Origin of the sequence: Aeromonas sp. L_1B5_3 (assembly GCF_963866575.1) — a bacterium.
Lineage (GTDB): Bacteria > Pseudomonadota > Gammaproteobacteria > Enterobacterales > Aeromonadaceae > Aeromonas > Aeromonas jandaei.
Genome location: NZ_CAWMDN010000101.1, coordinates 37,359 through 49,984, shown reverse-complemented (window position 1 = coordinate 49,984; position 12,626 = coordinate 37,359). Strand labels below are relative to the sequence as shown.

Below are 12,626 nucleotides of genomic sequence, written 5' to 3'. Positions count from 1 at the left end.
GCTCTCACGCTTTGCCCGCGAAATTGCAAAAACTAGGAAATTTTCCTAATTGCCCTAGGGATGGCTCTCAAGCCATTTTTTCCACCCCTGATTAGAGTCACCCCACCTGATGTCGTGACCCGCACCACGACGGGCAACATGCCCCGTCCTTCGGCAGCGGGCCCGGGTTTACACGGGCAGAAGCAGGCCAGCTGGCCACCCTTTTGCCCCCTTTCCGTGGCGTGACCTCCCATAACTGCACAACAACGCAAGGGGCGCGGCGGAATAGCGTCTATCTCGCAGAGGATGAACGAAAATGTTGAAATTTCTTGAACAGGTCCGGGTCCCCACCCTCGACCTGCCGGTAGAAGCCCGGCGCAAACTCTGGTTCAAGCCGTTTATGCAATCCTATCTGGTTGTATTTATTGGCTATCTGACCATGTATCTGATCCGCAAGAACTTCAACATTGCGCAGAATGACATGATCCAGTCCTACGGTCTCTCCATGACCGAACTCGGCATGATCGGCCTTGGCTTCTCCATCACTTACGGGGTGGGCAAGACCATCGTCTCCTACTATGCCGACGGCAAGAACACCAAGCAGTTCCTGCCGCTGATGCTGATCCTCTCCGCACTCTGCATGCTGGGCTTCAGTGCCAGCATGGGTGGCACCGGTTTCAGCCTCTACTTCATGATCTTCTTCTATGCCCTGAGTGGTTTCTTCCAGAGCTGTGGTGGCTCCTGCAGCTACTCCACCATCACCAAGTGGACGCCCCGCAACAAGCGCGGCACCTATCTGGGGATGTGGAACCTCTCCCACAACGTGGGCGGTGCTGGTGCGGCCGGTGTGGCGCTGTTCGGTGCCAACTATCTGTTTGATGGCCATGTGCTCGGCATGTTCATCTTCCCCTCCATCATTGCGCTGATCGTCGGTTTTATCGGCCTGCGCTTTGGTAGCGATTCACCGGAAGCCTATGGCCTTGGCAAGGTGGAAGAGCTGTTTGACGAAGTGGCGAGCGAAGAGGATATCGCCACCGAGGAGCAGAAGCTGACCAAGTGGCAGATCTTTGTGAAGTACGTGCTGCTGAACAAGGTGATCTGGCTGCTCTGCTTTGCCAACATCTTCCTCTACGTGGTGCGTATCGGTATCGACCAGTGGTCCACCGTCTATGCCCACCAGGAGCTCGGCTTCTCCAAAGACGTCGCTATTCAGGGCTTTACCTTCTTCGAAGTGGGCGCTCTGGTCGGCACCCTGATGTGGGGCTACCTCTCCGATCTGGCCAACGGCCGTCGTGGTCTGGTTGCCTGTGTGGCACTGGCGCTCATCATCGCGACTCTGGGTCTCTACCAGCACGCCACCACCCAGTTCATGTTCCTGGGCTCCCTGTTCACCCTGGGCTTCCTGGTGTTCGGCCCGCAACTGCTGATCGGCGTCGCCGCCGTGGGCTTCGTACCCAAGCAGGGCATCAGCGTGGCCGATGGCGTCAAGGGCACCTTCGCTTATCTGATTGGTGACAGCTTCGCCAAGCTGGGTCTGGGCATGATCGCCGATGGTACCCCCATCTTCGGCCTGACCGGCTGGACTGGCACCTTCGCCGCGTTGGACATGGCAGCAGCCGCCTGTCTGGTGCTGATGGCCTGTGTGGCGATTGCCGAAGAGCGCAAGATCCGCCGCATCAAGCGCGAGCTGAAAGCCGCCGAACTGGCGACCCAGACCGCCTGATAGCCATAACAACAGACGCAGATTGTTCAGGGCTACCCGCAAGGGTGGCCCTTTTTGTTTAGCCAAACTAAATACTCATGTGGCCCTTTTGCGCCATTTTTGCGGCTCAAAGCCCTATCGAGATCCCACTTTTGGCCGGGGCTTTTGGCAAAAAATCCCCGCCGGCGTTATCTTGTTGGCCCCCCGTTTCGCACAGTTCAGAGCCAATGAAGATCATTGCCGTCACCGCCTGCCCGACCGGCATCGCCCACACCTATATGGCAGCCGAAGCGCTGCAAAAAGCCGCCGCCGCCCTCGGCCTCAAGATCAAGGTCGAAACCCAGGGCGCCATGGGGATGGAGAACTCCCTCACCGCCCGCGACATCGCCAGCGCCGATCTGGTGCTGATCGCCTCCGATATCGACATCGAGCAGAAGGAGCGTTTCCTCGGCTGCCATATCCATCGGGTGAGCCTCGAAACCGTGCTGCTCGATGCGCAGGCAGTGCTGAGATCACTGCCCCGGCCCAGCTGATGCTAAGCCGCGAGATCACCTTCTACTGCCATCAGGGGATGAGCATTGCCCGCACCAAGCAGCTGAGCCGGCTGGCGGGGATGTTCAAATCCTGCATTCGCTGCGCCAACCTCACCCGGCGCCAGACGGTTATCGCCAGCAATCAGCTCTCCCTGCTCACCCTCGCCACCCAGCCCGGCGATCTCTGCCAGCTGCAGATCGAGGGCAACGACGCCGAGCTGGCCCATATGGCCTTCACCTGCTGGTGCGGCGAGCTGGGTCAGCCGCTGGTGCGCCCCACCAGTGCTGCGCTAGCCGAGCTGCGTCTGGCGAGCGCCCTGCCCGACTACCACTTCGCCCTGCGCCAGCTGGCTCACAGTCCCGCCACTTTGACCAAGAGCGAGGCGCTCGAGCATCTTATCGACCTGCTGCCCGCCGAGCTGGTCAGCAACAGAGCCGCGCTGGAGGAGGCGATCAATCGGCGCGAGCAGATCGCCGCCACCATCATCTGCCCGGGCCTTGCCATGCCCCATGTGCTCTGCGAGGGGATAAGCCAGCCCGCCCTGAGCCTGCTCAGCAGCCCGGCCCCCATCGAGTGGGGCTCGCAGCTCGGGCCGGTGCAGACCATCATCCTGCTGGCGGTGCCGACCGGCTGCGGGCGCGACACCCTGCTCCCCCTCACCCGGCTGGCCCGCGCCCTGATGGACGAAGTGATAAGCGGCGCCCTGCTGCAAGCAAGCTCGGCCCCCGCCAGACAAGCCATCGTGATTGAAAACCTGCTCGGTTGACCCTCGGCCGAAAGCTGCCAATTTTCCCGGGATCTCTTTACCTACTCCTCCCATTCATCCTGCCGTCAGCCCCCTGTGGTACACTCGCTGCCATTCCCACTTGCCAATCCGCTATTCGATGAAATCTGCCCGCTCCCGACTCTCGCTGCCAAACCGTCCCGCCCGCGATGGCGTCCCCCGCTCTGCTGCCCGACCAGCCGAATCCCGCCACGTTGCGGCGCGCAAGCCGGAGCTGGCCCCCGAGGATCGCAAGCTGCTCCTGCTGAACAAGCCCTATATGGTGCTCTGCCAGTTCACCGACGAGGCGGGCCGCGAGACCCTCAAGGATTACATCAAAGAGCCCGGCATCTACGCCGCAGGCCGGCTTGACCGCGACAGCGAGGGGCTGCTGCTGCTCACCAACGATGGCAAATTGCAGGCGCGCCTCACCCAACCGGGGGAGAAGACCCCCAAGACCTACTGGGTGCAGGTGGAAGGTATTCCGAGCGAGGAGCAACTGGCTGCCCTGCGCGCCGGTGTGGAGCTCAACGACGGCATGACCCTGCCCGCCGGGGCGCGCATCATGGATGAACCTGCGGTGTGGCCGCGCAATCCGCCCATTCGCGAGCGCAAGGAGATCCCCACCTGCTGGCTGGAGATCAAGATCATCGAGGGGCGCAACCGGCAGGTGCGGCGGATGACCGCCCATATCGGCCACCCCACCCTGCGCCTTATTCGCTACGCCATCGGCGACTGGACGTTAGATGGTCTGGCCCCCGGCGAGAGCTGCGCCCTGCCCGCTCCCGAGCTGGCGCCCGCCCCGCGCAGGGCACAGACGCCAAACAAACCGCGCGGCCAAGGCACGGGCAGCAACAATCAGCGCTCAGCCCAACCGACCCGAAGCCCGCATGGTCAGGGCCAGGGGCGCGACAGCCGTGACGCGAGCCCGCGCCCGGCCAATCGCAACGCCGGCCGTGGCACCGCGCGCCGACCGGCCCGCAGCAAACCCTCGGAATAACGCGCAGCCCGCTGACTATCGAACAGTAAAGAACAGCGCTGAATCGATCCCCCGCTTCGGCCGGGGCCAAACCGGTAACGAGACAAGGAGTCCTTATGAGCGATAACCTTCCTGCATCGCAGGAGAAAACGCCGCACGAGCGTATGCAGGCCAGATTGACGGTCGCTGCGCTGGTGCAGTGGCAGGGCCGCTTTCTGGTGGTGGAAGAGGAGATAAAAGGCCAGCGCCGCTTCAACCAGCCCGCCGGTCATGTGGAGGCCGGTGAAGATCTGCTCACAGCCGCCTGCCGCGAGCTGAAAGAGGAGACGGGGCTGACCGCCACGCCGACCGCCTGGCTTGGCACCTATCTCTACAAACCGGCCGACAGCGAGGCCACCTATGTGCGCACCGCCATCATCTTCGACCTTGAAAAAGCGCCTGGTCAGCACCATCCAGAGGATCCTGACGGCGATATCCTCGCCTGCCACTGGCTCACCCTGGAGGAGATCGCCGAGTGTAAAGCGGCCCTGAGAAGCCCCTTGGTGTGGCAGTGCATCGAGGATTATCTGGCAGGCACCCGCCTGCCGCTCTCTGCGCTCAAGGCGTTTATCCAGAGCTAGGGACAGAGCAGGCATCCGCTGGCAATCGCCACAAGAAAAACGATTTTCTGCCGCAAGGTTCCTGATGGGGACAGTGGCATGGAGATGTGACCGGGGGCGCAAAACTCTGGTAGAATACGCCCCGTTTAAACGAACTGGTAACTTCGACTAATGACAGACAACAGCCAAATCAAGGTGATCGTCGGCATGTCCGGCGGCGTGGATTCTTCCGTCTCGGCCTACCTGCTCCAGCAGCAGGGCTATCAGGTCGAAGGCTTGTTCATGAAGAACTGGGAAGAAGACGACACGGACGAGTACTGCTCTGCCGCCCAGGATTTGGCTGATGCCAAGGCCGTCTGCGACAAGCTGGGGATGAAACTCCACACCATCAACTTCGCCGCCGAGTACTGGGACAATGTGTTCGAGCACTTCCTCGAAGAGTACAAGGCTGGCCGCACGCCGAACCCGGATATCCTTTGCAACAAGGAGATCAAGTTCAAGGCGTTCCTCGAATTTGCCGCCGAAGAGCTGGGTGCCACCTACATCGCCACCGGCCACTATGTGCGCCGTGACGACAGCACCGGCCGCCCGCGCCTGCTGCGCGGTCTCGATACCAACAAGGATCAGAGCTACTTCCTCTACACCCTGAGCGAGAAGCAAGTGGGTCAGAGCCTGTTCCCGGTTGGCGATCTGGAGAAGCCGGAGGTGCGCCGCATCGCCGAGCAGCTGGATCTCATCACCGCCAAGAAGAAAGACTCCACCGGTATCTGCTTTATCGGCGAGCGCAAGTTCAAGGACTTCCTGGCCAAGTTCCTGCCCGCCCAGCCCGGTAACATCGAGACCGTGGATGGCAAGGTGATCGGCGAGCATCAGGGGCTGATGTATCACACCCTGGGCCAGCGCAAGGGGCTCGGTATCGGCGGGCGCAAAGATGCCACCGAAGAGGCCTGGTATGTGGTCGACAAAGAGGTCGAACGCAACGTGCTGGTGGTGGCGCAGGGCGAACATCCCCGCCTCTACTCCGATGGTTTGATTGCCAGCCAGCTGCACTGGGTGGATCGCACCCCGATCCGCGAGCCGCGTCGCTGCACCGTCAAGACCCGCTACCGCCAGCAGGATATCCCCTGCCTGATCCAGCCCATCGACGACGAGACCATCCGGGTCATCTTCGACGAGAAGCAGGCTGCGGTAACCCCGGGCCAATCCGCCGTCTTCTACGACGGGGAAGTGTGTCTGGGCGGCGGCATCATCGAACAGCGTTTCAGCCATCCGGTTTGAGCCAATAGCAGAAGGCAGCATACGTGAGCGATAAATTCCAAGACAGAACCATGGCCTTTGCCGGCATCTGCCAGGCGGCTGCGCTAGTCCAGAAGGTGGCCCGCGATGGCAGCTGTGACGAGGCCGCCCTGCGCGAGAGCCTCTCTAGCATTCTGGTGACCAACCCGAGCCACCCGCTCGAGGTGTTCAACAACACCCATCTGGCCATTCGCGACGGTTACCGCGCGCTGGTCGAGCAGCTGGGTGCCGACGGCAGCCAGAAGAATGCCGAGCTGACCCGCTATGTGGTGAGCCTGATTGCGCTGGAGCGCAAGCTGGCCAAGCGCAAGGACATTCTCAACATGCTGGGTGAGCGGATCAGCCAGATTGGTCGCCAGCAACAGCATTTCGATCTGCTCGACGAGCAGATCCTGGCCAACATGGCGAGCATCTACAGCGACCTTATCAGCCCCATCGGGCCACGCATTCAGGTGGCCGGCACCCCGCTGTTCCTGCAGCAGCCGCTGGTGCAGCACAAGGTGCGCGCCCTGCTGCTGGCAGGCATCCGCGCCGTGGTGCTGTGGCGCCAGCTCGGTGGCAGCCGCACCCAGATCATCTTCGCTCGCAAGAAGATGGTGGAACTGGCCAAGCGTTACTAATCATTGGCTTGCGCGCAGGCAGAGGGAGACAAGGTGAACAGCCGCACATCAGCCTTGATACACCCCGGCCGGCGCGCAAGTGAATACGGATCCCCCACACCAATCATCAGGAGTTCACCCCATGGAGCTGTCCGCGCTGACTGCTGTTTCCCCGATTGACGGTCGTTATGGCGACAAGGCCGATGCCCTGCGCCCTATCTTCTCCGAATTCGGCCTGCTGCGTTTTCGCGTTGAAGTCGAGGTTCGCTGGTTGCAGAAACTGGCCAGCCACGCCGGGATCCCGGAAGTCCCTGCCCTGAGCGCGGCCGCCAGTGCCCTGCTCGATGGCATCGTCAGCAACTTCAACGAGAGCGACGCCGCCCGCATCAAACAGATCGAGCGCACCACCAACCATGATGTGAAAGCGGTGGAGTACTTCCTCAAAGAGAAAGTCGAAGTGAACCCGGAGCTGGCGGCTGTCAGCGAGTTCATCCACTTCGCCTGCACCTCGGAAGACATCAACAACAACTCCCACGGTCTGATGCTGAAAACCGCCCGCGAAGAGGTCATCAAGCCTTATTGCGAGAAGCTGATCGGCGAGATCAAGCGTCTGGCCCACGAGTACCGTGACATGCCGCTGCTCTCCCGCACCCACGGCCAGCCGGCGACCCCGAGCACCATGGGCAAGGAGATGGCCAACGTCGCCTACCGTCTGGAGCGCCAGTACAAGCAGATCATGGCGGTGGAGATCCTCGGCAAGATCAACGGCGCAGTCGGCAACTACAACGCCCACATCAGCGCCTATCCGGAAGTGGACTGGCACCAGTTCTCCGAGGAGTTCGTGACCTCCCTGGGTCTGACCTGGAACCCCTACACCACCCAGATCGAACCGCACGACTATATCGCCGAGCTGTTCGATGCCATGGCCCGCTTCAACACCATCCTGATCGACTTCGACCGCGATGTGTGGGGTTACATCTCCCTGGGTCACTTCAAGCAGCGCACCATCGCTGGCGAAATCGGCTCCTCCACCATGCCGCACAAGGTCAACCCCATCGACTTCGAGAACTCCGAAGGCAATCTGGGTCTGGCCAACGCCGTGTTCCAGCATCTGGCGAGCAAGCTGCCCATCTCCCGCTGGCAGCGTGATCTGACCGACTCGACCGTGCTGCGCAATCTGGGCGTTGCCATCGGCTATTCCCTTATCGCCTATCAGTCCACTCTCAAGGGTATCTCCAAGCTGGAAGCCAACGACGCCGCCATGGCCGCCGATCTGGATGCCAACTGGGAAGTGCTGGCCGAGCCGATCCAGACCGTGATGCGCCGCTACGGTATCGAGAAGCCCTACGAGAAGCTCAAAGAGCTGACCCGTGGCCGCCGCGTCGATGCCGAAGGGATGCGCACCTTTATCGACACCCTGGAGCTGCCGGAAGCGGTCAAGGTTGAGCTGAAGAAGCTGACCCCGGCCAACTACATCGGTGACGCCCAGCGTCTGGTTGACCTGCTGAAATAAGCGGATAAATGAGACCTCCGGGGCCCTGTGCATGATCTGCAACAGGGCCCCGGTTATTTTATGTGGCACCCTATACACGGTTTGCAAGAGGGCTTGCCCGAGGCCGGCAGCCGCCTCTGGCAAGACCTCTCCTGACCTTTGTCGAACCCTTTGACGAGAAGATCTATGTACGAACTCAATCTGGATATCGCTCACTTCCTCGAGCACTACTGGCAGAAGCGCCCACTCCTTATCAAGGGCGGCTTCAAAGACTTTCAGGATCCCATCAGCCCGGACGAGCTGGCGGGTCTGGCCATGGAAGAGGTGGTAGAGTCCCGTCTGGTCACCCGTTTCGACGGCAAGTGGGATGCGGCCCACGGTCCCTTCGAATCCTATGACCATCTGGGCGAAGAGAACTGGACCATTCTGGTACAGGCCTGCAACCACTGGGCCCCCGAGGTGAACGAGCTGGCGGTGCCGTTCCAGTTCATTCCGGGCTGGCGCTTTGATGATGTGATGGTGAGCTTCTCCACCCCGCACGCGGGTGTCGGCCCCCACATCGACAACTACGACGTGTTCATCACCCAGGGTATCGGCAAGCGTCACTGGCGGGTTGGCGATGCCAAGCCCCTCAACGAGTTTGCCGCCCACGCCGCCCTGCTGCACTGCGAGCCGTTCGAAGCGATCATCGACGTCATCATGGAGCCGGGCGACATCCTCTACATTCCGCCCGGATTCCCCCACGAAGGCTACGCCATCGAGCCCTCCATGAACTTCTCGGTGGGCTTCCGCGCGCCGGATGCCAAGGCGCTTATCTCCTCCTTTGCCGATCACCTGATCGACAACGAGGTGCGTACCGAGCGTTACGGCGATGCCGACCTCAAGCCCCGTGCCCGTCACGGCGAGATCCAGCCCCACGAGCTGCACCGTCTGCGCGAGCTGATGCAACAGGCCCTCGATGACGAGACCCTGTTCAAGGAGTGGTTCGGCACCATGATCTCCGAGGCCAAGCACGATCTGGATGTCAATCCGGTCGAGCCGGACTACAGCGCCGAGGAGGTAGCCGACCTGCTGACTCAGGGTGAGCCTGCCATCAAGGTGCCGGGCCTGCGCAGCGTCTGGTTCAGCGGCGAGAGCCAGCAGTGCTATATCGATGGCGAAGCCTGGACCCTGCAGAGCGAAGATGCGGCAGCCATTTCGCTGTTGTGTGACAAAGACATCATCACTCAGGCCGATATGGTGGAGCTGGCCGATCAGGCTGGTTTCCTGCAACTGCTGACCCGACTGGTCAACCGCGGGTACTGGTTCTTCAACTGATCCGACAACCGTCGCGCAGAGATAAAAAAGGAGGGGTATCCCTCCTTTTTCTGTTTAATGCAGCGCACATCATTTATGAAAAAGAAAGAGCACCAGCATAGTCGCGAGCAGGGCTCCAACCAGGATCAGGGTCGTGGATGAGAAATGCCTCTGACCGTCCCCCGCTTTCCAATTTGCATATATCGTTGCCAACACATCACTGACCACCACAATCCCTGCCGTCAGTACAATAAAGCTCGCCATGCTCAAACTTTGTCCCGGAATAGCCAAAGTCAGCCATGAAATGATCACCCAGTGAATGCAGTAAATCGGGGTAACATTTTTACTCCAGCGACCCGCGATATCCTTGATAAAACCAGGTACATAACGTACCAGATAACTCAATATAGCGAGTTCAAATATGACACCACCAGTAAAAGTGATATTATCCGTCAAGATATGATGGTAATAACCAGTCTCAAGATTCATACCTGTTGGAATAGAGAACAAAAAATTGAAAAGGTATATACCGAAGAAAAATACGACTGCCGCAACAACCCCCGATATCAGATAAAACTTTCTTTTATCAGTGCAGCGGATCAGATAATCGCCAAAAATATATCCAGCGATGGGGTAAAATGCCCATGTCAGGAATGGGAAATATGAACTTTCATTACTTCCCCAAAAAAGTCCAGCCAGAGAAGATACGGGCAGAGTCTGGGTTTGCACTGGCAATAGCAAGATATTTATCAAGGCAAACACCAATCCGGTGATACCGATAGCAATCTTGTTAAACTTGAAGAAATTGAAGCCAGCAAACATGATCATTGCCAACCCTGAAAATTGCAGGATATCCACGATCATCAGCTCATTGAATCCCTTGTAGAGATAGCTGATGTCTGCGCTATTGAATCCCATAATTACGTTTGGGATGAATCCACGTACAAAACTGAGCAGGTAGGCTGTACATAGCAGAGCAAGACCACGCCAGGCCATTGATGCCGGTTGATTCTTCCTGGAATAATTTATGCCGATACCAAGCAGAAACATGAACATAGGGGCTGCAGGAATATCCCCATTAAAATCATTTATATCAGCCAGTAGTGTGTCCCATACTCCTGCATTAGCAAAAACCAATTGTACATGGATGATAATCATAAATAGCACGGCTAAGCCTCTGGCTATATCTAGCTCAGGTTGCCGACCACTGTTTACTTTATCCGGAGAAAACATATCTCACCTGCCTTTAATTTATATCGCTGGTTACGGCATAGCCATGCAACAATATGGCATTGCTAACAATGCCATAACGTATCACCTCAAACTTATAGAGAAACTCGTCTTATATGGTCATTCCACCATAAACGTCATAAACATATCAAAGAACACACCAAAAAAGGCGATACTGATACCAAATATAAAAAGATAGAGAGTGTGTCTATAATAAGTCAGAGCATCATCATCCTGACGAACACTTAATATTCTGAACAATACAAAGATCATGCTCACTGTGCCAGAGAACACACACATGCCGATCAAATATGCCTGCCACGCAGAGCCAACATGTTCGACGTCACCACGCACCCATGTCGCCATATAATTGAGCAAAAAGCCCAAGATAATACCGTTGGCAGTTACCATTGGTGCTCGTAGATTGGTTATTTTATCATCTTTCATTTACTCCCCCTGAAACCGGAATTATATTCACATCACCATACTATCATCAGCGCTTATGAAATATAGATCCCGGTTGGTTACATGGCAAGAAGGAGCAATACCATGCAAGGTATTACTCCATCTCCAGATTTATATCTCCGTCTGCAGTTAAATTATTGTGTCAGTCGTGATCTGCCTCAAGGATTTTTTCTGCCGCATAGTAACCAGATTGCACTGCTGCCTCAAAAGTCGGGTAGATCATATAGTCGCCCGCCAACACTATCGAGTCATCATCACTGTTATTCAGTTTGAGCAATCTGTCATATGCCCCCAATGACATCACTGGATAGCCATATGGGAATCGCTCAATATCGTAACCTGTAATTTTTTTGCTTGCTGCGGAAAATATTTTATCCAAATCACGATAGACATTCTTCAGCAACTCATCATCGCTCATGGTCAAAATTGACTGGTCATGGCTGGTCTTGGGAGCGATGTAGACAGAAATGATATTGGCTCGTTCTTTTTTCTGCTGGTCGTAAAACCGCTCAACCCAAGTAGCATCATAAACATCAGTGAAGAAGTAACTGTCTGGCACGGCCAAATCAAACGCCTTGTCAAATATCGGCGTATCAGAGAATAGTGCGACCGTAACATAAGGAGCGTAAGTAATCCCCTTCATGATCTCTTTACGCTCTGACGACAAAACAGCATCAGCGATCTTCAGAGTCACCGGAGCCGGGGTCGCAATGACAACTCTCCTGGCCAGGATAGTGGCTTGCTTGCCCCCTTTTTGGGTGTATACCACTGCATAATTTTCACCTTGTCTGGTAATACCGGTGACTGTACTCCCGGCTCTGAGCTTGCCATTCAACGCCTGCCCCAACTTATCAGTCAGCTCGGAGATACCCTTGGTAAAGGTGTAAGAGTTGGAACTCTCTTTTTTCGCCTCTGCATACTGCTCCGCAGCACTGCCAGGTTCATCATCCAGCACATAACCATGTTCGTCATCGTCATAATCAAATGCGACCTCGGGGATCAGACTCAGTGCAGATATCTCCTGCAGACCAGCCCCAAAAAGCCCACGGCTGGTCACATTGTATTTATCTATATAAACCTCAGGAATTCCATTCGCTGTTAACCAGCTTTTGGCATCCATATAATCCATTTTTTTCGTACGATCATTATATTCCGTATCAGGTATTTCATCGTAATGCTTATATTCTGATGAAATTAGTTTGATAAAATTATTATATGTTTCCAGATCACTATGCTTTATCAAATGTCTGGCAATACCATCACTACCATAACTGATAGATTCCCCATCATAAATAGCATCCATTGGTGAGGGAATTTCTTTCATTTCAAGACCGAGCTTGCTCACCATACCTGCCAGCACATCATCGGGCTCCCCCAGATATTCTGTACCTTTGGCATAGGTAAACTGTTTATGGTGTCCTGAAGAGGTACGCCCACCAACAGTGTCATTTTTTTCCAACAAGACAAGATCTTTATCTTTCAGAAAATATCCTGCGGTAAGACCTGATATACCGCCCCCGACGATCACTATATCATGAAACTCAACTTGAGCTGGCTGCACGCCAGACTCACGAGCACAAAGAATAGTTACCGGCAGCAAACAACATATACCTATGAAGGCAACCTTCTTATTTAAACTATTTCTTATATTATTCTGCATAGTGTCACCTCTATCTTTTCCATCACCCATTT

The 12,626-nt window shown here is 56.5% G+C and carries 12 protein-coding genes; 9 read left to right on the top strand and 3 right to left on the bottom strand.

The window, feature by feature from the left end; translation table 11 throughout:
* The first annotated feature begins 295 nt into the window (after window positions 1–295).
* From uhpT to AACR93_RS07800, 9 genes are all read left to right on the top strand, one after another.
* Window positions 296–1,702, top strand: coding sequence for a hexose-6-phosphate:phosphate antiporter (gene uhpT, locus AACR93_RS07840; protein ID WP_041208873.1), 1,407 nt, complete (start codon window positions 296–298; stop codon window positions 1,700–1,702).
* 206 nt (window positions 1,703–1,908) lie between these two features.
* On the top strand, window positions 1,909–2,214 hold the full coding sequence (locus AACR93_RS07835) for a PTS fructose transporter subunit IIB (RefSeq protein WP_033114409.1): 306 nt from the start codon (window positions 1,909–1,911) through the stop codon (window positions 2,212–2,214).
* Entirely contained in the window at window positions 2,214–2,981 is a 768-nt protein-coding gene (locus AACR93_RS07830; RefSeq protein ID WP_043850391.1) for a PTS sugar transporter subunit IIA, read from the top strand. Before AACR93_RS07835 ends, AACR93_RS07830 begins: the two co-directional genes overlap by 1 nt.
* A 118-nt stretch (window positions 2,982–3,099) precedes the next feature.
* Window positions 3,100–3,978 (top strand): 23S rRNA pseudouridine(2457) synthase RluE, encoded by an 879-nt coding sequence (rluE, locus tag AACR93_RS07825; RefSeq protein ID WP_043850390.1) that lies wholly within the window; start codon window positions 3,100–3,102, stop codon window positions 3,976–3,978.
* A 95-nt stretch (window positions 3,979–4,073) separates the two neighbouring features.
* The gene (locus AACR93_RS07820; protein ID WP_043850389.1) at window positions 4,074–4,577 is read left to right on the top strand and encodes an NUDIX hydrolase; all 504 of its coding nucleotides are present in this window, start codon (window positions 4,074–4,076) and stop codon (window positions 4,575–4,577) included.
* A gap of 150 nt (window positions 4,578–4,727) precedes the next feature.
* Complete coding sequence (mnmA, locus tag AACR93_RS07815) at window positions 4,728–5,834, top strand: tRNA 2-thiouridine(34) synthase MnmA (protein ID WP_043850388.1); 1,107 nt, start codon at window positions 4,728–4,730, stop codon at window positions 5,832–5,834.
* 23 nt (window positions 5,835–5,857) lie between these two features.
* Entirely contained in the window at window positions 5,858–6,472 is a 615-nt protein-coding gene (gene hflD / locus AACR93_RS07810) for a high frequency lysogenization protein HflD (RefSeq protein ID WP_041208876.1), read from the top strand.
* Window positions 6,473–6,593: 121 nt separating this feature from the next.
* A complete protein-coding gene (gene purB, locus AACR93_RS07805; RefSeq protein ID WP_043850387.1) occupies window positions 6,594–7,964 on the top strand; it encodes an adenylosuccinate lyase in 1,371 nt (456 codons plus the stop codon).
* Between the two features lie 165 nt (window positions 7,965–8,129).
* Window positions 8,130–9,260 (top strand): ribosomal protein uL16 3-hydroxylase, encoded by a 1,131-nt coding sequence (locus AACR93_RS07800; RefSeq protein WP_042031527.1) that lies wholly within the window; start codon window positions 8,130–8,132, stop codon window positions 9,258–9,260.
* A gap of 69 nt (window positions 9,261–9,329) precedes the next feature.
* On the opposite strand, the gene AACR93_RS07795 is transcribed toward AACR93_RS07800, so the two are convergent.
* From AACR93_RS07795 to AACR93_RS07785, 3 genes are all read right to left on the bottom strand, one after another.
* A complete protein-coding gene (locus tag AACR93_RS07795; RefSeq protein WP_043850386.1) occupies window positions 9,330–10,472 on the bottom strand; it encodes a heparan-alpha-glucosaminide N-acetyltransferase domain-containing protein in 1,143 nt (380 codons plus the stop codon).
* Window positions 10,473–10,589: 117 nt separating this feature from the next.
* The gene (locus AACR93_RS07790; protein WP_104014220.1) at window positions 10,590–10,916 is read right to left on the bottom strand and encodes a hypothetical protein; all 327 of its coding nucleotides are present in this window, start codon (window positions 10,914–10,916) and stop codon (window positions 10,590–10,592) included.
* A gap of 160 nt (window positions 10,917–11,076) precedes the next feature.
* Window positions 11,077–12,624: a flavin monoamine oxidase family protein gene (locus AACR93_RS07785; protein WP_052497057.1), complete on the bottom strand. Its 1,548-nt coding sequence runs from the start codon at window positions 12,622–12,624 to the stop codon at window positions 11,077–11,079.
* Between the last annotated feature and the right edge of the window lie 2 nt (window positions 12,625–12,626).